This is a genomic window from Emticicia sp. 17c (genome assembly GCF_037153985.1).
Taxonomy (GTDB): Bacteria; Bacteroidota; Bacteroidia; order Cytophagales; family Spirosomataceae; genus Emticicia.
The window spans coordinates 30812-54707 of record NZ_JBBAYI010000003.1; the positions used below are offsets into that span (position 1 = coordinate 30812).

23 protein-coding genes are annotated in these 23896 nt (G+C 37.7%); 19 read left to right on the forward strand and 4 right to left on the reverse strand.

Annotation, left to right across the window (positions count from 1 at the left end):
* Positions 1-22: 22 nt before the first annotated feature.
* Entirely contained in the window at positions 23-343 is a 321-nt protein-coding gene (locus tag WAA15_RS07970; RefSeq protein ID WP_337042195.1) for a c-type cytochrome, read from the reverse strand.
* A gap of 264 nt (positions 344-607) precedes the next feature.
* On the opposite strand from WAA15_RS07970, the gene WAA15_RS07975 reads away from it, so the two are divergent.
* Genes WAA15_RS07975 through WAA15_RS07985 form a run of 3 tightly spaced genes read left to right on the forward strand, consistent with a single transcriptional unit; the run spans position 608 to position 5509 of the window.
* Positions 608-2692, forward strand: a complete 2085-nt coding sequence (locus WAA15_RS07975) for an OmpA family protein (protein WP_337042196.1) — start codon at positions 608-610, stop codon at positions 2690-2692.
* 2 nt (positions 2693-2694) lie between these two features.
* Positions 2695-4380: a hypothetical protein gene (locus WAA15_RS07980; protein ID WP_337042197.1), complete on the forward strand. Its 1686-nt coding sequence runs from the start codon at positions 2695-2697 to the stop codon at positions 4378-4380.
* 34 nt (positions 4381-4414) lie between these two features.
* Entirely contained in the window at positions 4415-5509 is a 1095-nt protein-coding gene (locus WAA15_RS07985) for an acyltransferase family protein (protein ID WP_337042198.1), read from the forward strand.
* A gap of 3 nt (positions 5510-5512) precedes the next feature.
* Here WAA15_RS07985 and WAA15_RS07990 read toward each other — a convergent pair whose 3' ends face one another.
* Positions 5513-6760 (reverse strand): T9SS type A sorting domain-containing protein, encoded by a 1248-nt coding sequence (locus tag WAA15_RS07990; RefSeq protein WP_337042199.1) that lies wholly within the window; start codon positions 6758-6760, stop codon positions 5513-5515.
* 68 nt (positions 6761-6828) lie between these two features.
* Positions 6829-7362, reverse strand: a complete 534-nt coding sequence (locus tag WAA15_RS07995) for an RNA methyltransferase (RefSeq protein ID WP_337042200.1) — start codon at positions 7360-7362, stop codon at positions 6829-6831.
* Between the two features lie 623 nt (positions 7363-7985).
* Here WAA15_RS07995 and WAA15_RS08000 point away from each other — a divergent pair.
* The 16 genes from WAA15_RS08000 (at position 7986) to coaE (ending at position 22293) form a co-directional block, all read left to right on the forward strand.
* Positions 7986-8834: a polysaccharide deacetylase family protein gene (locus WAA15_RS08000; RefSeq protein WP_337042201.1), complete on the forward strand. Its 849-nt coding sequence runs from the start codon at positions 7986-7988 to the stop codon at positions 8832-8834.
* 316 nt (positions 8835-9150) lie between these two features.
* Positions 9151-9966: an alpha/beta fold hydrolase gene (locus tag WAA15_RS08005; protein WP_337042202.1), complete on the forward strand. Its 816-nt coding sequence runs from the start codon at positions 9151-9153 to the stop codon at positions 9964-9966.
* A gap of 370 nt (positions 9967-10336) precedes the next feature.
* A complete protein-coding gene (locus WAA15_RS08010; RefSeq protein WP_337042203.1) occupies positions 10337-10957 on the forward strand; it encodes a LysE family translocator in 621 nt (206 codons plus the stop codon).
* 72 nt (positions 10958-11029) lie between these two features.
* Positions 11030-11476 (forward strand): YHS domain-containing (seleno)protein, encoded by a 447-nt coding sequence (locus WAA15_RS08015; protein WP_337042204.1) that lies wholly within the window; start codon positions 11030-11032, stop codon positions 11474-11476.
* A gap of 19 nt (positions 11477-11495) precedes the next feature.
* Positions 11496-11885 (forward strand): DoxX family protein, encoded by a 390-nt coding sequence (locus WAA15_RS08020; RefSeq protein WP_337042205.1) that lies wholly within the window; start codon positions 11496-11498, stop codon positions 11883-11885.
* Between the two features lie 3 nt (positions 11886-11888).
* Entirely contained in the window at positions 11889-12905 is a 1017-nt protein-coding gene (locus tag WAA15_RS08025) for a hypothetical protein (RefSeq protein WP_337042206.1), read from the forward strand.
* Positions 12906-12957: 52 nt separating this feature from the next.
* Positions 12958-13635, forward strand: a complete 678-nt coding sequence (locus tag WAA15_RS08030; RefSeq protein ID WP_337042207.1) for a Crp/Fnr family transcriptional regulator — start codon at positions 12958-12960, stop codon at positions 13633-13635.
* Between the two features lie 269 nt (positions 13636-13904).
* Positions 13905-14405, forward strand: a complete 501-nt coding sequence (locus WAA15_RS08035; protein WP_337042208.1) for a DinB family protein — start codon at positions 13905-13907, stop codon at positions 14403-14405.
* 62 nt (positions 14406-14467) lie between these two features.
* Positions 14468-15193, forward strand: a complete 726-nt coding sequence (locus WAA15_RS08040; RefSeq protein ID WP_337042209.1) for an NRDE family protein — start codon at positions 14468-14470, stop codon at positions 15191-15193.
* 146 nt (positions 15194-15339) lie between these two features.
* The gene (locus WAA15_RS08045; RefSeq protein ID WP_337042210.1) at positions 15340-16407 is read left to right on the forward strand and encodes a type III polyketide synthase; all 1068 of its coding nucleotides are present in this window, start codon (positions 15340-15342) and stop codon (positions 16405-16407) included.
* Entirely contained in the window at positions 16404-17114 is a 711-nt protein-coding gene (locus WAA15_RS08050) for a methyltransferase domain-containing protein (RefSeq protein ID WP_337042211.1), read from the forward strand. The genes WAA15_RS08045 and WAA15_RS08050 overlap by 4 nt, the downstream gene beginning before the upstream one ends.
* 14 nt (positions 17115-17128) lie before the next feature.
* Positions 17129-17836, forward strand: coding sequence for a DUF3291 domain-containing protein (locus WAA15_RS08055; RefSeq protein ID WP_337042212.1), 708 nt, complete (start codon positions 17129-17131; stop codon positions 17834-17836).
* A gap of 260 nt (positions 17837-18096) precedes the next feature.
* Positions 18097-20199: a T9SS type B sorting domain-containing protein gene (locus tag WAA15_RS08060; RefSeq protein ID WP_337042213.1), complete on the forward strand. Its 2103-nt coding sequence runs from the start codon at positions 18097-18099 to the stop codon at positions 20197-20199.
* 116 nt (positions 20200-20315) lie between these two features.
* Positions 20316-20660, forward strand: coding sequence for a YbaB/EbfC family nucleoid-associated protein (locus WAA15_RS08065; protein ID WP_337042214.1), 345 nt, complete (start codon positions 20316-20318; stop codon positions 20658-20660).
* Positions 20661-20662: 2 nt separating this feature from the next.
* Positions 20663-21655: a glycosyltransferase family 2 protein gene (locus WAA15_RS08070; RefSeq protein ID WP_337042215.1), complete on the forward strand. Its 993-nt coding sequence runs from the start codon at positions 20663-20665 to the stop codon at positions 21653-21655.
* Positions 21656-21657: 2 nt separating this feature from the next.
* Positions 21658-22293, forward strand: coding sequence for a dephospho-CoA kinase (gene coaE, locus WAA15_RS08075; protein WP_337042216.1), 636 nt, complete (start codon positions 21658-21660; stop codon positions 22291-22293).
* On the opposite strand, the gene dnaA is transcribed toward coaE, so the two are convergent.
* Positions 22283-23725: a chromosomal replication initiator protein DnaA gene (gene dnaA, locus WAA15_RS08080; RefSeq protein ID WP_337042217.1), complete on the reverse strand. Its 1443-nt coding sequence runs from the start codon at positions 23723-23725 to the stop codon at positions 22283-22285. The two genes, coaE and dnaA, sit on opposite strands and share 11 nt — an antisense overlap.
* Positions 23726-23896 lie beyond the last annotated feature (171 nt).

Consider the following 23896-nt stretch of genomic DNA (forward strand, 5'->3'; position numbering starts at 1 on the left):
CGGGCAAAACCCTTATAAATTTTTACTTCAATGTAGAAATCCATTTAGCAATTTTCAAGGCTTCATCCTTAGGCACGTTAGTCATTGGAGCCATCGGAGGGTAGCCTTCCCAGTTAGCTGGATTTGGCTTGTAAATAAGCTCAACTATTTGCTCTGGTTTGTATTTTTTCTTTTTCATTACGTCCTTATAAGCAGGCCCAACCAAGCGGGTATCTACTTTATGGCACGCCAAACAAGTATTTTTCTGCAATAATTTTTCAATATCTGGAGGAATCTTGGTTTGTGCTTTTGATACTGAAGCTATACCAAGTACAACTGCAACGGTCAGGAATGTTTTTTTCATTTGTTACTTATCAATTTAAAAAAATAATACTTAAGTCGAAGAGCAATTCTTGCGCTAAATACGTAAACAAAACGTTAGGATGAAAGAATTTGTTGAATTTTTAATATAATATTTTGTTAATGAAAAGTTAAACATACTTGATTGTTGGCAGAATGCGTTTAGTACCATGTTAGCTATGCAGGTTTTCTTGAAAGTTTGCCAAATTTACCTTACTTTCGTTTTCTTATAGAAGACCCAAAGTGTTATTCAAAAGTAGATGATTGTATGAATATGTTACTTGCCCGAATAAGAGGAATAAAACTATATACTTTACCCGGAAGTACTTTTTCATTAGGTGCGTTTCTATATATCTTGTTTATATTTTCCAGTACCAACGCCCAACCAGTACAATGGGCAAGTAAAGTAATTGGTTTTTCGTCTGAACGTACCGACCCTACCAATCAGGGGCCAGAATACAGAGCTATACAGATTTTAGGTATTCCTAATAAACTGCCTCAGACCGGCGACTGCAAAGGGGCATGGTCACCTTCGGGGGCCGATACACACGCCGATGAATGGATAAAGGTAGGATTTGATACCCCCATGAAAATTCAGCAGGTATGTATTGCAGAAAACAACAATCCCGGGGCTATTACAAAAGTTTTTGCGTATGATTCGACCGACACTGAGCATCTGATTAAAGAGAATCAGGAAGAAGCTCCGAAAACGCCCGGCCGTATGTGGAATATTATTATTCCGAAAACAACTTACAGCGTATATGCCATAAAAATAGTGATGGCTCCGGCAAAAGTGGCTGGTTATAACCAGATAGATGCCATCGGGATTTCGGAAAGCAAAATACCCTATGAAGCCAAAATTAATCTGGCCAGAAATATGCCGAAAGAAATAATTAAGGAGAATCTGGGTAAGGGAGTAAACTCAAGATACCGTGAGGTAGCACCGATTATTACACCTGATGGCAAAACACTTTTTTTTACACGCCAACTACATGACCAGAACATAGGCAAAGAAAAAAATCAGGATGTCTGGATTTCAAAACTGCAATCTGACGGTACGTGGTCCGAAGCAGAAAACATCAAGGAGCCTATTAATACCGCCGAACATAATGCCGTAACTACCATTTCGGCAGATGGGAAAACGGTGTTTCTGGTTAATATTTATCTGCCTGACGGCACTTACAGACAAGGGCTGTCGAGGTCAAAAAAAACCCGAACAGGCTGGGAATTTCCGAAAGAAGTAAGAATCAACGACTATTACAATAACGCTGGTTATGCCGAGTTTTCGTTAGCCCCTAACAACAAGGTGCTAGTAATGGCCTGTAAAAGAAAAGATACGCGCGGAGGCAAAGATTTATATGTATCGTTTCTGACAGAAACAGGAATGTGGTCAAAACCCGTTAATATGGGCAACATCAATACTGTTGAAAACGAAAGTGCTCCTTTTATTGCTGCCGACTCAAAAACTATTTATTTTTCTACGCCAGGGTTTGCCGGATATGGCGATAACGATATTTTTATGAGCCGCAGGCTAGACAGTAGCTGGACCAAATGGAGCGAGCCTGAAAATCTGGGCCCTTTAATTAATACCAATAAATGGGATGGATATTTTACTATCTCTGCTTCGGGGGAGTATGCTTATTTGAGTTCAGAAGAACGAGCCATCGGTGGGGAAGATATTTTCCGTATAAAGCTATTCCCTTCTATCAAGCCCGAACCCGTAGCAATTATTTCAGGCACAGTAATTAATTCGCTGGATAAAAAACCTATTGCAGCCGATGTAACGCTTGAGGTACTAAACGATAGCCTTTCGCACGAAAAGATTGAGTCAGAGTTTGACCCCGAAACCGGAGAATATAAATTTGTTGTACCTTTGAAGAAAAATTATAGCCTGAGTGCTTCAAAAAAAGGTTTTCTGGCCGTAAGTGACAATATAGATTTATCGAAAGATACCAGATTCAGAGAAATTAAACGAAATATTACGCTTATTCCTATTAAAGAAGGGCAAACCATTATTCTGACTAACCTGTTTTTCAACCAGAGTAAGTATGATATTCTGCCGGCCTCTTTTCCTGAGTTGAACCGTATCATCGATTTGATGAAAGAGTATCCTACTATGGAAGTAATGATTGACGGGCATACCGACGGAAGTGATGATGATTTAATGCTGAACGTAAGGTTGTCACAAGACAGAGCCAATGAAGTTAAAAAGTATCTGGTAGAAAAAGGTGGAATTGATGCCAGTCATATAAAAACCAAAGGCTGGGGCCCTTCAAGACCTATTGCCAGTAATGCCACTGAAGAAACCAGAAAGAAAAACCGTAGGGTAGAGTTTTCGATTTTGAAATTATAATAATGTCTTTTAGAAAAGTACTGGCTATTTGCCTGATTTTTACTCCGATTCTGTTTTTTGGATACCTCTTTCAAAAATATGCTATCAATATTCCACACTGGGATGATTTAGCTGTAAGAAATACTATTGCTGATTATCTGAAAACAGATTCGTTTATTGAAAAAATCAGGATTCTGTTTTCTCAGCATAACGAGCACCGCATTGTTCTTACCCGCATTTTTGCCCTGCTTATTTATGCCACGCAAGGATTTCTCGACTTAAAAACTTTAATGATATTCGGGAATCTTAGTCTCGTAGGGCTTTTATTTATTTTCTATAAAAATCTGCAACGAAGCTATACCGGACCCCTAGCATTAGTGCCGGTTGCCTTCCTTATTTTTAATATTGGCCTTTATGAAAATGTATTCTGGGGAATGGCCTCAGTACAAAACTTCTGGGTAATTTTGCTGGCTTCTGCCTGCTTTTATCTGCTTGTTCATTCGTTCGGCAAACCAAATAATGTATTTTTTTATCTGGCATTGCTACTTAGCTTTACAGGAACTTTCACCAGCAGCAATGGTATTCTTATACCGCTCATCGGAATAGGAATTCTAGCTTTTCAAAGACGTAACCGTGAGTTAATCGTCTGGAGTGTAGCCGTAGCTTCCTTTCTATTTTTGTACTTTTTCGATTATCATAAAGTACCAGATACCAACCTTAAAGCTGATTTTTCAGACAAAAGTCTTTTAGTAAAAGGTTTATTTGCCGTTTTAGGCAATGCCGTTGATGTATCGTTCATAGCCCCAAGCAGGCACCTTGATATTTCGATGGCCACAGGTGTAATTATTACTATTCTGGCAGCAATGTTTGCCTATCAGGTATTATTTAAGAGATATGACCTCAGCCAACGCAATAACGATTTATTCCTTTTGGCTTGTCTGGCTTTTCTGGTAATTACCTGTGTAGGTATTGTAGTGGGCCGGATTGCATACGGTATTGAGGTTTTGTTAACTAGTAAATACAAAATCAACTCTGTTTTAATTCTGGTCATCTGTTATATCATTCTGTTAAGGTCAGTTCCTGAATGGAGGCAGAAGAATATGATAACTTTTGCCATTATATTAAGTATACTCTTTAATGGTTTTACTTATCTGGCAGACCTCCCGTCGGTCAGGTATCTCAGGCACGAGCGTATTACCGACCAATTCAAAATTCAGCACAGTGACAAAGAAATGCCTACACAGGGCATATATGCAAAATTACAAAGGCCGGAGCAAACTTTTTATGATGCTCTTATGCCAGTTTTATTGGGCAAACAAGATTCAGTTAAAGCCCCTGTTAATATTCAGGAGAACGAAACTGGTTTTATCATAAGCTATGCCAATAATAATTCAAGCCTTGATATAAGCTCAGCCGATGCAGGCCAATATACCTTGCTTCGTTCTTCTGAAAACATTTATATGTTTCCTGATAGAATTGTTACGCCCAATGCGTTACGTATAAAAGATTATTTAAATTTTGGCTTTTTAGTTAAAAATCAACTCAAGGTCAATAGCTTTGTGAGCGAATTTACCAAGTTTTATGTACGTTCGGGTCGGTATCAACTAGGGTTTATCAGACAGGAAAACAACCAAAGCCATGTAACATGGACAAACCAAAGTATTGATATTAAGACAGTTCAGAAAGAAAAACCCAAACAAAACTGGTAGTTTTCGAGCTTTTCATATTATTTAATTATCACTAATGTCAGAACAAGATACTTCATACTTAAAACAATTAGACGGAATCCGGTTTATAGCTGTATCATTGGTATTGATTGACCACTGGTCAGAAGAAACCATCAAACTACCCTTAGGTTTTTTAGGTGTCTGTTTGTTTTTCGTACTTAGTGGCTTTCTGATTACGCGTATCCTGATGAATGCCAAACAAAAAGATGATTTGCTTGAGCGTTCGCATGGTTTTTCGCTGAAACAATTCTATATCCGGCGTACCATTCGTATTTTCCCTATCTATTATTTATCGATATTCGTGCTGTATGTACTGAATGTACCACCCGTTCGAGATAAAATTATATGGTGCCTCACCTACTCTACCAATATTTATATTGCTATTCATGAGTCATGGCTGGGCGTAATTGACCACTTATGGTCGCTGGCGGTAGAAGAACAGTTTTATTTGTTTTTTCCGTTTGTAGTTTTCTTTATCCCTGCCAGATACCTTACCAAGATTCTTTTCGGTTTTATTGGCTTATCTGTATTAATAAGGCTGGTTTTATACCTGAAAGGCGTAGACTGGATGGCCTCCTATGTATTGATGCCTACCTGTCTGGATGCCTTTGGTATGGGAGGACTACTGGCGTATTTCTTTTATCATAAAAACAATAAAGTAAAAGCGTTTATAACCAACAAAGTGTGGCTACTGGTAAGCCTATTGATATACATTGCTGTTGTTATTATCAGCAAACAGATTTCAACAGGGCAAAACATAATAACGATTGTATTTCTACGCTTTTTTGAATCTGTACTTTCAGTATTTCTGGTAGGGAATGCAGCATACAGCTTTAGTGGTTTTATGCAGAAATTACTCGAAAACCCCATAAGCGTATATCTTGGACGAATAAGCTATGGACTATACATTTATCATAATTTTGTTTATAATTTTTACCATTCATCACCTTCGCACCCAACAGTAAAATTATTAAACAAACTTCCTTTTATTGCCCAGCATTTGCCATTAAAAATGTTATTTCTGTATATGCTTACGGTGTTGGTAGCTACTGTTTCGTGGTATCTGATAGAAAAGCCGATTAATAAATGGAAGGATAAATTCGGGTATTAGAGTTTATTTGACCAATTTTTTAGTAATTATTTTATTACCATCTTTAATTTTTAATAGATACACACCTTCGTTCAGGTACTGGAGGTCTAACGGAATTGTTTCAACGATAACTGCTTGTTTTTCAATAATTTGCAGGCGTTTGCCTGTTGTATTAATAAGCTCTATACTTATATTTCGGGGTTGATTGGTAAGCGGAAATGCCACATTTACGATGTCAACAACCGGATTTGGAAATACCAGTACATCAAGTGCTTGCTCTTGCACGTTTTCTGTGCCTGTAATGGCTCCTTCCATGCCAATTATTTGCCAACCTAAATCTTTCAGACAATTTAGCAGCAATTCACCCGGATTCTGATTGACCTCCGCCGACCTTACATTAGGCGACATTAACGAGTTAGGGTTGCCTTGTGGATAAGTCGACTCGTCGAAATGCGAAATACTTGAGCCTTCACTATAAGTTGTTGGCGCATATAATTTAGGCAATGTAGAAGCAAATTTTGGGTCTTTTAAACCAAAAAACAGGGCATTGCCTGTTAAAATATCCTTCAAACTGGTAGAAGGATTACCAAAAATGGTAGCATCGGTCAATTTAATTTTGCTCGAATTCTGCAAAAAAGTATCATAAATGTAAGCATTACCCGACTGCCCGTATTGGCCTTGTGTATTATTATTAACTAATTTCATTGATGACGAAAAGCCAAGCCCATGTGCTACTTCATGCAATATTACGGTTGTGAGGTCATATTTGCCTGACTGCGCCCGACCGTCAGTACCCAGATACCAGTTCATATTATTGTTTACTTTCATTTCTATTTCATAATCGCCATTATTGAGGTCTTTAGCGGCAATGGCTTCTGCCAACGCTACCGGGTACCATAGATCCGAATAAGGGGCATTACTGAAGTTTTTATAAATACGCGTAGCACCCGTAACCGATAACACCCCTGCCGACAACGAAACCCACGTAGCCTTAATGCGAATAGTTTGTGTAGAAAACAAGTATTTTTGCCAGATTGTAATAGCTTGCTGGTAAGCAGCTTTTGCTCCTTCGGGGAAATCGATGTAAGTAACTTCAATAGCGGCCCCGTTACTCAGTCGGTTATTTGAGAGCAACGCTTTGTCGGGTAGAATCTCAGTAAAACTATCCTGTTCGGTATAATGGCAGATAACAGGTTCAGCCGGCATAGACTCCTGCGCCATAACTAACTGATAACTAAACAATAAAACAAAGATTTTTCCGAACAGGCGCATATTTAATAGTTTAACATCTCTGCAAGTAGAGACGGAAAATAGCAAAGAAAAATTGCATCAAAAATGAATTATTGTGCCATTATCTTTGAAACGTAGTCCCAACATACAATGCCGACAGTAACAGCAATATTTAACGAATGCTTGGTTCCGAACTGTGGAATCTCCAGACAATTATCAGCCAGTTGAATAGCCGTATCATTTACACCAAAAACTTCGTTCCCAAAAATAAAGGCATATTTTTGCGAAGGTTCAGGCTGGAAATCGGTCAGTTTTAAACTGTTTTCAACTTGCTCAACAGCCAGTACTATATAATTATTCTGTTTTAATTCCTGAATGAGTTCAGTAATATCAGGCCGATGTTCCCATGCAACAGACTCCGTTGAGCCAAGTGCCGTTTTTTCTATTTCACGGTGCGGCGGTGTGCCTGTAATACCACACAGATATATTTTTTCAACCAGAAAAGCATCTGCCGTACGAAAAGCAGACCCAACATTATTCATACTTCTGATGTCGTCAAGGATTAGGCAAAAATTCATCTTTTGTGTTTCCTGAAACTCCTCTACCGAGAGCCGATTCAGTTCTTCCATTTGTAATTTCCTCATAAATCTAATTTTTTGGCAATTTACAACCGAAACACCTTCATTAAAAGGACAATGTTCCAAAATTTAAGAGAAAACGAAGCAATAAAACGAAGTATTTCAAGACAATAATGTCAATGATTAAAGAATAAAATCATACATTCACCGATAAATACAGATTATTATGACCCTATTAGGGCATTCGTGTTACAGCTTTGGCGATAAGCCTATCAGATGTAAAATGTAGTGGGAATACTGTAAAATGGCAAAAAATTAGAAAAACAACAGTTTCATTTCTAAAGGCTAGAGAAATGAAAAAAGAAGGCTTAATTGAATTGATAAGATTAATTATTAAGCCTCCATTAGGAACAACATAATGAATTAATAGCACCATTTAATGAAAATACGCCACATCCATTTGGCTATAATGTGGAAGTTGATATATCTTTAGAGATTGTTGATATAGAAGAAAATGCCGAAAAATTCAATCGATATTTAGAAACTGTTTGAATTAAGCTTTTAATTTATTTATGAATAATCTTATGAATGATATTTTGCTAAAACTCTCGCTATTGTCTGTTAATCTTTCAAAATTTTCACTCAAACTTATATTTCAGGCTTAACCAGATATTTTAAATAGTACTATCATGAAAATTCTATTTGTTTTATTATCAATCATAACGCCCTTATTGGTAGTGGCACAAAATAAAACCGATGCACATAAGGCTTTTGTCAATAAAGTTCAAACCTATTATACACCCGAGTACCTTAATTTTCGAAATAAAATAATAAATGAATTCCCAAATGCTAAACCCGGAAGATTTGGTGTAATTATTAATGATGTTTTTGAGGATGTTGCAGATAATAACAAGGTTATTGCCTTCACATTTGATGCTTGTATTGGCAAGAAAAATGATTACAACGCTCCTTTGATTAATTTTCTGATACAACAACGCATACCAGCAACCTTATTTGTAAGTGGCTTATGGATAGATGATAATATGGAAGTTTTCAGGAAATTATCTCAGGATACCCTATTTGAAATCGGGAACCATGGTTTATTGCATCGGCTTTGTTCAATTGACGGTGAAACCAAGTATGGGGTTGCTGCTACACAAAACATATCTGAGGTGATTGACGAGATGGAATTAAACGCTCGGAAAATTGCCGCATTAACAGGCAAAAGACCACAGTTTTTTCGCTCTGCAACAGCATATACAGATGAAACTTGCGCAAAAATTGCCAATCAGTTAGGAATGAAAGTTATCAATTTTGATATTCTTAGCGGAGATGCAATTCCATTTACACCCCCAGAAGTTATTAAAGATAATATTGTCAATAATGCAAAGCCAGGGGCTATTGTAATTATGCATTTTAATCATCCACAATGGTTCGAGCTGGAAGCCTTGAAAATGGCTATTCCTGAGCTAAAAGCCAAAGGTTATAGATTTGTTAAATTAACCCATGAGAAGCTAGTATCACAGCATACCAAATAGTCCTTATCATAAATAACATATTGTTATTCATCTACTTAGGTCAGAAAAACAGGACTCGAGAGTACTTATCCGTTCTTTAAATACTCAATGTACAATAATAGAAGTTTATTTTAAGTCAGGGCAAAAAACAAGAAAACTGCCCAAACTGTAATGTTTTGTCGTAATTCACCCCTAATGTTGACGTTTTTATATAGGTCGAATCTTAAAATATTTCCCAACTTTGTAATACAATTATCAATCAAGCCAACTTGGGTAAGTTTATGAAAATTTATTCAATGACAGTAATCTTATTAAATAACTCTTAATTGCACTCATTATGCAAACAGGTTCTTCATTAAATGCACAACAAGTAAGCCCTACCAGCAGCGGCTATGCACCGGCTAATGGTATTGAAGTTTATTACGAAATTTACGGCGAAGGCAAGCCTATCGTTTTACTACATGGTGCTTACTATACCATTGAAATGAATTGGGGAAATTTAATTCCTGAATTAGCAAAAACAAGAAAAGTTATTGCTTTAGAGTTACAAGGACATGGACATACGCCCTTTTCGGATAGAAAATTATCACGAGCTACTTTAGCCAGTGATGTAGAGAAAGTAATGGATTACCTGAAAATTGATAGTGCTGATATAGCCGGATATAGTTTTGGTGGTCAGGTAGCCTACCAATTTGCAATACAAAGTCCTGAGCGATTACAAAAACTAGTAATTATTTCTTCAGTTTATAAAAGTGAGGGTTGGGTAAGCGAAGTAACCGATATTTTTAAAATAATGAAGCCTGAGTTTTTTGCTAATTCGCCTTTACAAGCCGCCTATGATGCCGTAGCACCAGACAAAACCAAATGGACAAAGTTTGTGGAACAAATGATTGCATCGGCTGGCGAGCCATTTAATTTGGGTGACGACAATATAGCACAAATCACTGCACCTGTATTAATCATCTCAGGCGACAATGATGGAATGGATAAAATCGAATTAGCAAAAACATATAAGCTATTGGGTGGAGGTGTGTCTGCCGGATTACAACCCATGCCAAAATCACAACTGGCCATTATTCCCAATCAAAGCCATGTTGGTCTGATGACGCAGACAAAAACGATTCTCGGTTATTTAGATAGTTTTTTACAATAATTTAAACAATAAAGCATCTGCCTTTCCCTCATAACCACCTTTGAACATGAATGGATGATGGCAGAATAGAAGCGTTACATAGCCAGTAAGGCCAGCTCTGCACCATCTATTAAGTCCACCACTGCCAATTTTAACATTATTATACACCAAAGAAAATATCCCGCTCGCCATTGGGTGCATTTTTATCTTTAAAGTTATAAATAAAAAATATAGATAGGCTTTTCATGTATTTAAGGGATATGAATGGAAACATTGGTAAACTATGGGTAGTATTGCCTTACTTTTGTAAAGAATCCACGAGTGATGTCAGGCTGGCGACATTTTTTTTCAAATAAATACCTCTACTTTACACAACTAACATATATCCTACATGGAATTACTGATTTTCTTTCTGACAGCCCTCATAAGTTTTTTTGGTTCAATACAGCCCGGAGCCGTCAATTTAGCAGTTATACAAACTACGCTATACCGAAACCTTCCTGCAGGGCTTCTGGTGGCTGTTGGGGGGTGTCTTCCCGAAATTGTTTATGCAACATTAGCCCTTGAAGGTTTATTGTTTGTTCAAAATAATGAAGTATTTTTTCGTATCATTGATATACTGGTAGTACCTGTTTTCATAGGCATCGGCATTAGCTATTTTTATCAGAAAAAAACAGGCATAGTTCAAAAAAAACTAGGCAGAAATACGTTAAAAGCCAGCTTTCTGAAAGGCTTGTCTTTAGGAATAATAAACCCTCAGCTTCTACCTTTCTGGTTTTTTAGTTCACTTTATGTAAACAAGTACTTCGCATTGAATCATTTTGCTGCGAAGTCGGCTTTTGCTTTAGGAGCCATGACCGGAGCATTTGGTATTCTTTATTTATTTGCTATTTTGGTAAACCGCAAACAACAACAAGTTCAGCAATTATTTGAGGGCTATTCAATTAACAGGCTTATTGGATGTTTTTTTATATTTCTGGCTGTTTTACAGGTTTTCAAGATTTATTGGTAAATCTGTCATGTACCCGACATTTCGTTCGTCAGCTACTGCCTAACTTTGTTTTATTAAATTTATAATAATCTAATGAACAAGTTATTCATTCTCTTACTCTTTGTATCACTACAAGGTATAGGCCAAGAAACGGCTATCAGACAAAAACATTTCCTACTCGAAAAAGGCGTGGCTATTTCAGGCTATGACCCTGTGAGTTATTTCAGCAATAAGCCTCAGAAAGGAAAAATAAGCTATACTTACAATGGAATCATTTACAAGTTTGCCAATGAAACAAACCTTTCAGCTTTTATGAAATCTCCGGCAAAGTATGAACCTGCCTATGGCGGCTGGTGTGCCTATGCTATGGGAGCCAAAGGAGAAAAAGTGGAAGTTGACCCCGAAAATTACAAAATACTTAATGGGAAAGTGTATTTATTCTATAAAAGTTTTTTCAATAATACGCTTAATACATGGAATGAAGATGAAGCAAAATTGAAAAAACAAGCCGATGCTAACTGGATTAAAATTTATCAATAATTACAAAATCATTATAGCAATGCAAAATATATTTGTCTGGGTGGCACGGCTAGTAGCCGCTCTTGTTATGTTACAAACGCTTTATTTTAAATTTACAGCGCAACCAGAAAGTGTCTATATTTTTTCGACAGTGGGCATAGAACCATGGGGACGAATAATGACCGGAATAGCCGAACTGATTGCTTCGTTTTTATTATTATATCCACGAACATCATGGTTAGGGGCAGTTTTAGGGCTTGGTATTATGGGCGGAGCCATGTTAACACATATTTTTTTACTGGGCATTGAAGTAATGCACGATGGTGGCCAACTGTTTTTTATGGCAGTTGTTACAGCAATTTGTTGTTTATTTGTAATATATCATGAAAAAACGACGATTTCACGTTTAATTAAACGATTCACCACCTAAAATATGAGACTCCCACTCTTTTTGATTAAAATTTTTAACTATGAATACTGGTCTTGGTGGGTATTTTATTTACCTATGGTTCCTTACTGGCTTCTACAAACCATACGTGCTAAGTCGCTAACTTATTTTACAGCCGTTAACCCGGGTATTGAAGGAGGTGGTTTTTATGGTGAGCATAAAAGCGAAATTCTGAAAAACATAGCACCCGAGTACCTGCCTGTAACCTTGTTTGTGCCTGAGAATGTATCATTCGAAAAAGTTCTAAGCCAGCTAACTGATAAAAACCTGAAGTTTCCGGTAATTGCCAAGCCTAATGTAGGCGAAAGAGGTACTTCAGTAGTCAAAATCATGTCTGAAACAGCGTTGAAAGAATACCATGAAGATATGAAAGCCGATTACCTGATTCAGGAGTTTATCGACTATCCTATTGAATTGGGTGTGTTGTTCAGCCGTTTACCAAGTGAAAAAAAAGGAAGGGTTTCATCGGTTACAATTAAGGAATTTCTGACAGTAACAGGCGATGGGCAGTTGAGCATTGAAGAACTGATACAGAACAATACCAGAGCCAGATTTCAGTTGAATACTTTACAAAAACGCATGGGCAAAAGCATTAAAGAAGTGCTTCCTGCCAACGAAAAAAGGCTATTAGAACCCATAGGTAACCATTGCCGCGGCACTAAATTCGTGAATGCGAACCACTTGATTAATACACGGCTTCATGAGGTCTTTAGCCAAATAGCCGAAGGTTTTGAAGGCTTTTACTATGGCCGGTTTGATATGAAAGTAGCTAGTATTGAAGACTTATATGCGGGCCGGAACATCAGAATTATGGAATTAAACGGCGTTAGCTCTGATCCGGGGCATATTTATGACCCAACTTACTACCTCTGGCAAGCATATAAGGACCTAAGCTGGCATTGGAAAAGGGTGGCAGAAATAAGTATCGAAAACCAGAAACGTGGAGTAACACCTGTACCAATAAAAGAATTGTTGCAGGTAATACGAAAGCATTTTGGCTGATATTTCATTTTCAGGGCAATTATTGATATATTCGGCTACTATTTTCATTCTTATGAATCTTGAAACCAAATACTGGCATTTGCATAATCATAAATTATTTAATGTACTTAACTCGGCTGAGTTGAAAGAAATATGCCTGATTACGAATTTTAAAACTGCCAAAAAAGGAGAAATTATTTATTTCTCTCACGATGAATCGAACAGGGTTTATACCCTGAAAAGAGGAACCATAAAAATTGTAGAGATTGATGAGAAAGGCAACGAAGTGGTTAAGGATATTCTGCAAACAGGTGACCTGTTCGGTCAGTTTACTTTAACAAACCAAGCACTTGATGAATATGCCGTTGCGGTATCGGATTATGTTACCTGCTGTAGTTTCAAGTTGGACGATTTTGAAAGAGTTATTGAGCGGAATCCGGCTTTAGCTCTCCAATATACCAAATGGATTGGTTTTAGACTAAAACGCATGGAAAACCGCTATGCTAATCTTGTTTTTAAAGATGTACGCGCACGGTTAAATGGTTTTCTGGCAGATTGGGCCAGCAAAGAAGGCACAAATCATGCACATGAAATTATTTTGAAGAACTACCTTACCCATCAGGATATAGCCAGTTTAATTTGTAGCACCCGCCAAACCGTTACTCAGTTATTTAACGAGTTAAAGGAAAAAAATATTCTTGACTATTCCCGAACAGAAATCATCATTAAGAATCTTGCTGCATTAAATTGAGAATCCCTCTGTTTCTTACAATTGCGTATTTCAAGAACACTAAAGAATATCTTTCATAATCAGCCAAAATATCTTGCTGAAATGGTCAGCCTGCCGACATCCCGTATGGCTTTACATTATTAGTTTTGTCTCAACAAATTCATTACTTGTCTTGCATAGTCAGACAAAACACTATTAAATGCTATATTAGTTTATATCAGACAATAAAGATGGTTATAAAAGAATAATTTTTAACCAAAAACATAAATGATTGTATAACACTAACAGTTATGAAAACAATACATACCGAAGTTATTAAGCAATTAACTGATTTGTTAGAACAGCTACCTCCACAAAGTTATGCTAAAGCTCTTTCTATTTTAAATGGCAGTAGTATAGGGCAGCATTGCCGGCATATCATAGAATTTTATGAGTGCTTGCTTAAAGGTTATCAATCAGGTATTATTGATTATGATGCCCGTCAACGTAATTTTTTAACAGAAAATGATGTATATTTTGCACTTGATATGTTAAAAAACATCAGCCAGACAATTGAGGATATTGCTGATGTTTCAATGCCACTACTGCTGGCAGTTAATTATAATCCTGACCGGAGAGTACATATTCCAACCAGTTTTATCCGTGAAATGGCCTATCTTATTGAGCATTCTATCCACCACTTTGCCTTAATCAGGATTGGTTTACAAGAAAATTTTAAAGAAGTTGAAATACCCGAAAATTTCGGGGTAGCTTATTCAACTATTCAACACAGGCAAGAGCAATACAATTAATAAATGTTTGCTTTGTTGCAGCTAGTATTTTACCAACATCTGATTAAAACTATGATTTTGTTATGTGTGTGTTAACTTATTTGCCAACTACTAATAATGGTTTTATTTTTACATCAAACCGTGATGAAAAAACCAGTCGTGCCGCTGCCATTCCACCTAGAAAATATGAAATAGGTGGATATTACGTTTTTTACCCGAAAGACCCGCAGGGGGATGGTACTTGGATTGGCGGATGTGATACCTTTACCCTTTGCTTGCTTAACGGAGGTATATCACCCCATGTTTCGGCTCCGCCTTACCGCCAAAGCCGCGGGAAAGTAATTCTGGATTTTTACACCTACGCAAATATTGAAGCGTTTGTTAACAATTATTCATTTGAGGGTATTGAACCCTTTACACTTGTGATTATTAACAAGCATGTAACAGACACATACAGTGAAATCAGGTGGACAGGCAAGCAGGTGATTCACACGCAGCACGCTCGTAATAAACCACGAATATGGTCGTCAGTTACGCTTTATTCTTCTAAGGTTATTGAGCAAAGAGAACAATGGTTTCAAGATTTTTTACAGCAATATCCGGCCTATACTGCTGATGACATTTTACATTTTCATCATACAGGTGGTATGGGAGACGAAAGAAATGACATAAAAATGAATAGAAATAATGAGCTTCGTACCATCAGTATTACACAATTTCAGGTAAGCTCAGAGGAGTTTGTGGTCAATTATGAAGACCTGCAAAAAAACAAAAACTATGTTTATAGAGTTTTTATAGAGTGCGTGTGAGGTTAGTCTGTAAAACATTATTTTGTTGCAGTTTTCGGAGTAGCCAAGCAACTGTTAAAACCCAGCAAACGTATGTATAGTAGTTTGAGTAACAGCTCAGGCTATTATTATTCCAACACAACGATTTACTTAACACCCGAAACTACATGTCAAAAATCGTTTCTATCGGAACTGCAAACCCACGTTACTGTCATCGGCAGGATGACATCTTGCAATTTATGCTCGATGCCACCAACCCCGATGAAAAGAGCAGAAAACTTTTACCACTTTTATACAAAAGAAGTGGAATAAACACCCGATACTCGGTTTTTCCCGACTTCTCGCTCAGCCGTGGAAACTGGCATTTTTTCGGCAATAATTGCGTGTCGCCCACTCTTGAGCAGCGCATGAAATTATTCAATGAAGAAGTAGTAAACTTATCAGAAACAGCTATTAAAAAATGCCTGAAAGATACCCGTGTTGAAGAAATAACCCATCTAATAACTGTAACCTGCACGGGGCTTTCAGCACCCGGCCTTGATATACTTCTTACAGAAAAACTCAGACTACCGGCTAATATTATTCGTACCTCTGTAAACTTTATGGGCTGTTATGCGGCTCTGCATGCACTTAAAATTGCAGATGCTTTTTGCCGTGCCGATGCCTCTTCAAAAGTACTCATTGTATGTACCGAAATATGTACTTTACATTTCCAGAAATCGAATCATATCGACGACGTACTTTCGTCTACTTTATTTGCAGATGGTTCTGCTGCTTGCTTGGTATCAGGCAACTCAAAAGACAGTGGTTTGGCCATCAAACAGTTTTTTTCAAAAATTGCACTGGCAGGGCAGCCCGATATGGCATGGCAGTTGTCAGGCAATGGCTTTCTGATGACCCTGAAAAACCATGTACCTAAGTTAATTAAAGAAGAAATCGGCTCGTTATTACATAGTTGTTTAAATCAGCTAAATCTATCCAGAAAAGACATCAGCCATTGGGCTATTCATCCGGGCGGGAAAAACATACTGGAAGCCGTTGAAAACGCTTTAGCCCTGAACCATAACGACTTAGCAGTTTCTTACGATATCCTGCGTGACTATGGGAATATGTCGTCAGCAACAATACTTTTTGTACTTGAGAAAATCATGCAAAAGCCCCATACAAGAGGTAACATTTTTACAGTGGCTTTTGGGCCGGGTATCACCATCGAAACAGCTATGCTTAGCCTATGAATTTCAAAAATCGCTCGTATACCTTAGAATTACTTGATAACGACGTTATCCCTCAGAAAGACCTCTATCAGAATCTGCGGGAGTTAGACTTCATTAACCAATGGCTGGGGGGGCATCAGGTAGTACTGGCGGGCTTACATTATTTTCTTGAAAAATCCAGAGCTATAAAACCCGTGAGTATCCTCGAAATAGGAAGTGGCGGCGGAGATAACCTGAGAGCAATCGGGCGTTTTTTACATAAAAAAAATATACCTTACCACTTGCAAGGAGTTGACCTTAAAAACGATTGTGTACAGTTTGCCCGTCAACACCAAAACATCCCTATTCAATATCAGGTATGCGATTATCAGTTAACTGATTTAACCCTTCAGAAACCTGACTACATTTTTAACTCTCTGTTTTGTCATCATTTCAAAGAACCCGACCTCATAAATATGCTGCAATGGATGTATAAACATTCAGAAAAGGGGTTTTTCATTGCCGATTTACACAGGCATCCACTGGCTTATTATTCAATTAAAATATTAACAGGTCTTTTTTCGAAATCTTATCTGGTCAGGAACGATGCACCTTTGTCTGTTCTGAGAGGTTTCCGAAAAACAGACTGGGAAATACTATTAGACCAAGCACAAATAAAAAATTATAAAATCCGGTGGAAATGGGCTTTCAGATGGCTCATTATTGTAGAAAAACCAACTATCCATTAACCCTGTTACACTTCATGTTTGTTTCGTTAAATATTGTACGTTATCCCTTTTATTTTATCCCGATGGCTTTGTTTTCTATGGCAGTTTTCAGAATACCACTTATGTTTAACAAACACGTGCGCTTCTGGAAATTGCTGGGCTGTGGAAAAAACGGCACCTTCGATATTTACCCCGACTGGTCGCAATGGGGTTTACTGGCAACTTGGGAAACAGCAGAAGACTTTGAACAATTTATGTCAAACTCATTTATACAGCAATGGTGGAGGTTATTTACTAAAGAGCAATGGTATGTGCTTTGTATTCCGTATGAATCGCACGGAAAATGGGACGGGCAGGAGCCTTTCGGTTCAAAACAGCCGATTAAAAACCATGATGGGAAAATTGCAGTTCTGACACGGGCAAGTATTCGTTTCTCAAAGCTAAAAAGTTTCTGGCAGAATGTTCCTCGCGTAGCCGATAGCCTGAACCAAGCCGAAGGATTTATTACGTCGGTAGGCATTGGAGAAGTGCCTCTATTAAGGCAAGCCACTTTTTCTATCTGGGAAAGCCTTGAAGATGTTAAAAAATTTGCTTACAAGCAGTATGCACACCAAGCAGTAATCAAAAAAACTCGGAAAGAAGACTGGTATTCAGAAGAGCTATTTGCTCGCCTGATACCTATTAAAACACAAGGAACTTTAAGAGGCAAAACACCTTTTAATACGACAAATGCTACCGCTTGAAAACTTTACGAAACCCTTTTAGAGCAACAACAAATTTCAAGCCAAAGGGAATTTAACGATATAATGCGAACAATAACTGATTGACTGTCAGGTAAGTAAAAAGCAAGTTTTTCGATATAAAATTTGTTTTTTTACAAAATATTGCCATATTTTGCCAAATAAACTGCATTCTAAAACGTTATTTTGCTGAGCCCTCCTATCTTCGGGCATGATTTTTGAGATGATACCTTAGAGTGAATACATACGAAACTATTTTTTTTATGTCCCGCATTAAATCATATTTGCTTGGATTTATAGCCTTTTACATTACTTTTACAAGCTTTGGACAAGAACAGATTACCGAACCCAAAGAATGTGCTAACCCATCAGGAGGCATTTCTTTAGGAGGTAACCTTGTACCTAATCCTACACTTGCTTGCCTCAATAATGGTAGCACATCAAGTAAAGTAACTATTAGTAGCTATTCAGCTCCGGGCGGCGGTATGTTTACACCAGGTACTGTTTATTTTATTTTTAACTATAAAGACAGTAAGGGTGTTCCGGTTTTCCCTAATACCCCACGCTTTGACACAACTTATACGCAGGCAGGCACCTACTGGATAATGATGAAAGGGAAAGTAGGCAGTAAAGACTACATCAGATGCCAGAAAGTTGAAGTTTTTTCAACACCACAACCAGAAATTGACTACAACGCTTGTAGTGCCAATACCGTAGTTGTGAAAATTCTACCGTCAGCCAATAATAAATTATATACCATCATGAGTATTAACTGGGGCGATGGTACTACGGAAGAGTTTCCGATGGCTAGTATTTCAAGCACAGGTATTACAGCTACGCATACTTACAAGGGAGCAGTTATTCAGCCACTTATTCAAGGTATTCATATCCGTAACAATAGCCGAGTTTGTTCTGGCACTCCTTATCCGATACCCGTCGGTAGTGCTAATGTTCCTAAAATTACCGAACTTACAGGATTAAATGGTGGTGCAGAAAATAAAATTACAATTTCGGGCGGCACCGTTGGGCAAGACTATAACATCGAAATAAAACCTAAAGGTGGTAGCTGGGGGCCAGCAAATTTAACAATAAAAGGAACAGCCACTAGTGCCACAGCCAATACCTCAATTACTGGTCTTAATGGAGCAAACGAATACTGTTTCCGACTACAACAAACGGGCTTGTGTGCAACGCCGATTTATTCAAACGAAGTATGTACCATTAAACCAGCTTCTCAGATTCTTTCTCCTACTACTGTAAAAATAAACTGGAGTAGCGAGTCTCCGATAACCCGTTATGAGGTACCTTATGAAGAAACGCCCACAGGTGCCAATAAAAACACAGGTTATCCGAACCCCTCTACTGCTACTACCTATACTTATAACCTTATGTATTGTAAAGCCAAATATAAGTTTAATGTAATTGGCTATGTAGGTACAGGCACAAACAGGGTAACTATTAAATCACCTGATATTCTCGTTGACCCTTTAACAGGAGGAAAACTCCCCATGACATCTATCAGTTATATATCTAATGATGTTAATTTTATTCGCCTGACTCTGAGTACTACCCCTCAGCCACCTAAATATAATATTTATAGGGCCGAAGGTAACTCAACCAATTTTACATTGGTCAAGAGTGTTACCACCAATAAGTGGGATGACTACAATGTAGAGCCGGAGAAACAACAATATTGCTATAAAGTAGACTATGAAGATGAGTGCGGGAATGTATCAGAACAATCGCCACCATTTTGTTCTATATTTTTAACTTCAAAAGCATCGAATACACTTAACTGGACAGAGTTTAAGGTGAGTGATGCAGCTAATTTGTTACTAAATGTAAAACCTACACAATATACTGTACAGTTATTAGATGATAAAGGCAATATAATAATGCCTGTTGATAAAACTGTAAATCTGGAATCGAACCTGAAAAACGTTCTCGATGCAGCCCTGAATGACCCTAACCATAATGGTAGAGTAACCTTCAGGATTCTGGCCCAGCAAGATACCCAAGTAGATATTTATCCGATTGGCATTACAGACTTCCCATTCTTTAGTTATTCCAATACTTATACTTTTATAACTCCTGCACAAATTTTTGTACCATCGGCCTTTACACCTAATGGTGATACAAATAATGATGTTTTTCTGGCTAAAGAAAAGTTTGTTTCTGAATTTAATATGGTTATTTATAATCGTTGGGGACAAGCCATTTTTGAATCGAAAGATAAGGAAATTGGCTGGGATGGCAACGAAAACGGTACTCCGGCCCCTCCGGGAAATTATAGTTATAAAATATATGGCATTGATAACGCCGGCCAAAAATTCGAAAAAATTGGTACCGTCATTCTGATTAAATAAAATTAAAGATACATTACTCATAAAATACAGCAAGGCAGTCTGAACCGACTGCCTTTTTTTGTAGTTTTGTAGTTAGTAAATGATTTCTCACACATAGAACATAAATTCATAAAACTATGAACATGGCAGATATTTTCGGCATGGCCGGTAAAATGAAAGAGATGCAAAGCCGTATGCAGGAAGCGCAGGAAAACCTCGGAAAAATTACAGAAACAGGCGAAGCTGGTGCAGGTATGGTAAAAGCTACGGTGAATGGCAAAAAACAATTACTACAAATTGAAATAGATAATGATTTATTGAAGGTAGAAGACAAAGACATTTTGCAGGATTTAATTGTAGCTGCCACTAATAAGGCTTTAGAAAAAGTAGAAGAAAAAGCCAAAGAAGAATTAAAGAAAAGCACAGAAGGTATGTTACCGAATATTCCCGGAATGGACCTAGATAAAATATTTAACAGGTAAGCATGCCCAAAGTTGCCATAGTTATTCTGAATTATAATGGGCAGGGATTCCTCGAGAAATTCCTGCCCACTGTAATTCAATATTCATACAGCTATGAGATTATTGTAGCCGACAACGCTTCGACCGATAATTCGGTTAGTTTTTTAAAAGAGACTTACCCTAAGGTAAGGCTAATTGAATTAACAGAAAACAGTGGTTTTGCTGAAGGCTATAATAAAGCCCTGAAACAGATAAAAGCCGAATATTATGTTCTGCTGAACTCTGACATAGAAGTTACACCTGACTGGGTTTTGCCTGTTATTCAGCTCATGGAGGCGAATCCTGCCATTGCGGCTTGCCAACCCAAAATACGCAACTATTACCAAAAAACACACTTTGAGTATGCAGGAGCCGCAGGTGGCTACATCGACTGGCTGGGGTATCCTTTTTGTAGAGGTAGGATATTTGATACCTGTGAAGAAGATACAGGGCAGTATGATGATACGAAAGAAGTATTCTGGGCTACGGGAGCTTGTATGTTTGTACGTGCCGAGGTGTTTCATAAAATTGGTGGTTTTGATGGCAGTTTTTTTGCTCACATGGAAGAAATAGATTTGTGTTGGCGCATGAAAAATGCAGGGTATCAGGTATTTTACTGTGCCGATTCGATGGTTTATCATGTGGGGGGCGGAACCTTACATAAATCAAACCCTAAAAAAACATTTCTTAACTACCGGAACGGCCTTGCCATGCTTTACAAAAACCTGCCTGCTAACAAATTATTTGGTATTATTTTCATGAGATTAGTCTTGGATGGTGTGTCTAGCATAAAGTTTCTGCTTGCAGGTTCACTGAAAGATATATGGGCTATTCTTAAAGCACATTTTGCATTCTATGCCATGATTCCGCGCTTGCAAAGGCAAAAAAACAAACAGCTAAACGATATTTATCAGAAAAGTATTGTAGCGGCATATTTTATCAGGAAACAAAAAACATTCAAAGAACTATCGTCCTGATTGTGCGTTTTCCAATCTTTATAAATCATAAAAATACATTGTTAAAAATAGGCATTACCGGCGGAATAGGTTCTGGAAAAACCATTGTTTGCAAGATATTCGAAATCTTGGGAGTACCCGTATATTATGCCGATGAAAGAGCCAAATGGCTTACAAACCATGATTTACAGCTTCGCAAAGAAATAAAGGAGCTTCTAGGCAGGCAGGCTTACAATGAGCAAGGCGAATATAACAGAAAGTGGGTAGCAGCTCAGGTTTTTGACAACCCCGATTTATTGAAGATGCTGAATGGCCTCATTCACCCACGGGTATTTGCCGATACAGATAAATGGTTTCAGGATAATCAGCACAAGCCCTATACATTACGTGAAGCAGCTTTAATGAATGCAGCCGGCAATAACAATAATTTTGATACTGTGATTGTGGTAACGGCTCCGATTGATTTAAGAATAAGCCGGATTAAAAAACGTGACCCACAACGTAATGAAGAAGAAATCAGGGCGATTATATCAAGGCAAAAAACAGAAGAAGAATTTTTGGCAATAGCCAATTACAAGATTATAAACGACGAACAACATTTGCTCATTCCGCAAGTGCTAGCCCTTCATGAAACATTTTTAAAGCAGGCTATTTCCTGAACATTTTTAGCAGTTTACTTACGGCTCCGCTTATTTCCTTATCGGTATCCATTAAATCATTTACGGTCTGAATGGCATGAATTACGGTACTGTGGTCACGTCCGCCAAAATGATAACCAATCGATTTTAACGACAAGTTTGTTAGTTCTTTTGCCAGATACATAGCCACTTGCCTAGGCAGTACAATCTCTCTGAGGCGGCTTTTCCCTTTCAGGTCAGGTATTCTCACCTTATAATGCTCTGTTACGGCTTCAATAATGGTATCAATAGTTACCTCTCTTTCAGAATCTTTCACCAAATGGCGAAGGGTATTTTTTGCTAGTTCCACATCAATTTCACGGCGTGTAAGCGATGCCTGCGCTAGCAATGAAATCATTACTCCTTCCAGTTCGCGCACGTTTGTGTCAATGCTATGTGCCAGATACTCTATTACTTCATAAGCAATAGAAATACCTTCAGCCTGAGCTTTTTTCTGAATAATAGCAATACGAGTTTCAAAATCAGGCGTTTGTAAATCGGCTGTCAGACCCCATTTAAAACGAGAAAGCAGGCGGTCTTCTACCCCTTCGAGTTCACGAGGTGGGCGGTCAGAGGTCATTACGATCTGTTTTCCTGATTGGTGCAAATGGTTAAAAATATGAAAGAATGTTTCCTGTGTTTTTTCTTTTCCTGATAAAAACTGTACGTCATCAATAATCAGAATATCTACCTGCATATAAAAATTCATGAAATCTTGCAGGCTATTATTACGGATAGCATTAATAAACTGGCTGGTGAATTTTTCAGAAGAAACATAAAGCACAAATTTATTTCCTGCCTTATTTTTCATAAAATTACCAATGGCCTGCACTAAATGCGTTTTACCTAACCCTACTCCACCATAAATCATGAGCGGGTTAAACGATGTTACACCCGGTTTGGAAGCAACGGCAAATCCGGCAGCCCTTGCCAGACGGTTACAGTCTCCTTCTACGAAGTTATCAAAAGTATAATTCGGGTTAAGGTAAGAATCCAGATTTAGCGAATCGAGGTCTTTCATCTCGAATGGGCTTCTTACCGAATCATTTATTGTATTTTCAACCCTTGCTACTGGCGAGCTATGCTGTGGCATATTCACGGCAATAGGTGGTTCATTTTTTTTCTGGTTTCCGCTATCAATAATAATAGAATACTCAAGCATCCCCTCCCGCCCGATTGCGTAGTCTAGTGCTTTTCTTAATAATTGCACATAGTTTTCCTCTAACCACTCGTAAAAAAATTGGCTTGGCACTTGAATAGTCAGCTTTTTACCTTCTAATTTTCCGGGTACAATCGGTTCGAACCAAGTTTTATAACTTTGCTCCGAAATACTATCACGAATAATCTTCAGGCAATTCTGCCACACTATGTCTACTTCACGTTGTTGAGTTTTCGGCGTTTCTAAAATAGTCATTTGGCTACTTGGGATTCTAAAGGGGTGCAAAGATAATAAAAATCACGTACCTACCAATCAGTGAATTTTGAGATTTTTCATGGATTTTCAAAGTAATTTACAAACATTATTTTACCAAATTTGATTTGTCTTATAAAAATACAAAATGTACCTTTACAATTACTTTGGTAA

What these genes read in the sequence shown, in the direction of transcription:
- WAA15_RS07970 (WP_337042195.1), bottom strand. Translation starts at nt 343, where the DNA reads ATGAAAAAAACATTCCTGACCGTTGCAGTTGTACTTGGTATAGCTTCA.
- WAA15_RS07975 (WP_337042196.1), top strand. Translation starts at nt 608, where the DNA reads ATGAATATGTTACTTGCCCGAATAAGAGGAATAAAACTATATACTTTA.
- WAA15_RS07980 (WP_337042197.1), top strand. Translation starts at nt 2,695, where the DNA reads ATGTCTTTTAGAAAAGTACTGGCTATTTGCCTGATTTTTACTCCGATT.
- WAA15_RS07985 (WP_337042198.1), top strand. Translation starts at nt 4,415, where the DNA reads ATGTCAGAACAAGATACTTCATACTTAAAACAATTAGACGGAATCCGG.
- WAA15_RS07990 (WP_337042199.1), bottom strand. Translation starts at nt 6,760, where the DNA reads ATGCGCCTGTTCGGAAAAATCTTTGTTTTATTGTTTAGTTATCAGTTA.
- WAA15_RS07995 (WP_337042200.1), bottom strand. Translation starts at nt 7,362, where the DNA reads ATGAGGAAATTACAAATGGAAGAACTGAATCGGCTCTCGGTAGAGGAG.
- WAA15_RS08000 (WP_337042201.1), top strand. Translation starts at nt 7,986, where the DNA reads ATGAAAATTCTATTTGTTTTATTATCAATCATAACGCCCTTATTGGTA.
- WAA15_RS08005 (WP_337042202.1), top strand. Translation starts at nt 9,151, where the DNA reads ATGCAAACAGGTTCTTCATTAAATGCACAACAAGTAAGCCCTACCAGC.
- WAA15_RS08010 (WP_337042203.1), top strand. Translation starts at nt 10,337, where the DNA reads ATGGAATTACTGATTTTCTTTCTGACAGCCCTCATAAGTTTTTTTGGT.
- WAA15_RS08015 (WP_337042204.1), top strand. Translation starts at nt 11,030, where the DNA reads ATGAACAAGTTATTCATTCTCTTACTCTTTGTATCACTACAAGGTATA.
- WAA15_RS08020 (WP_337042205.1), top strand. Translation starts at nt 11,496, where the DNA reads ATGCAAAATATATTTGTCTGGGTGGCACGGCTAGTAGCCGCTCTTGTT.
- WAA15_RS08025 (WP_337042206.1), top strand. Translation starts at nt 11,889, where the DNA reads ATGAGACTCCCACTCTTTTTGATTAAAATTTTTAACTATGAATACTGG.
- WAA15_RS08030 (WP_337042207.1), top strand. Translation starts at nt 12,958, where the DNA reads ATGAATCTTGAAACCAAATACTGGCATTTGCATAATCATAAATTATTT.
- WAA15_RS08035 (WP_337042208.1), top strand. Translation starts at nt 13,905, where the DNA reads ATGAAAACAATACATACCGAAGTTATTAAGCAATTAACTGATTTGTTA.
- WAA15_RS08040 (WP_337042209.1), top strand. Translation starts at nt 14,468, where the DNA reads ATGTGTGTGTTAACTTATTTGCCAACTACTAATAATGGTTTTATTTTT.
- WAA15_RS08045 (WP_337042210.1), top strand. Translation starts at nt 15,340, where the DNA reads ATGTCAAAAATCGTTTCTATCGGAACTGCAAACCCACGTTACTGTCAT.
- WAA15_RS08050 (WP_337042211.1), top strand. Translation starts at nt 16,404, where the DNA reads ATGAATTTCAAAAATCGCTCGTATACCTTAGAATTACTTGATAACGAC.
- WAA15_RS08055 (WP_337042212.1), top strand. Translation starts at nt 17,129, where the DNA reads ATGTTTGTTTCGTTAAATATTGTACGTTATCCCTTTTATTTTATCCCG.
- WAA15_RS08060 (WP_337042213.1), top strand. Translation starts at nt 18,097, where the DNA reads ATGTCCCGCATTAAATCATATTTGCTTGGATTTATAGCCTTTTACATT.
- WAA15_RS08065 (WP_337042214.1), top strand. Translation starts at nt 20,316, where the DNA reads ATGAACATGGCAGATATTTTCGGCATGGCCGGTAAAATGAAAGAGATG.
- WAA15_RS08070 (WP_337042215.1), top strand. Translation starts at nt 20,663, where the DNA reads ATGCCCAAAGTTGCCATAGTTATTCTGAATTATAATGGGCAGGGATTC.
- dnaA (WP_337042217.1), bottom strand. Translation starts at nt 23,725, where the DNA reads ATGACTATTTTAGAAACGCCGAAAACTCAACAACGTGAAGTAGACATA.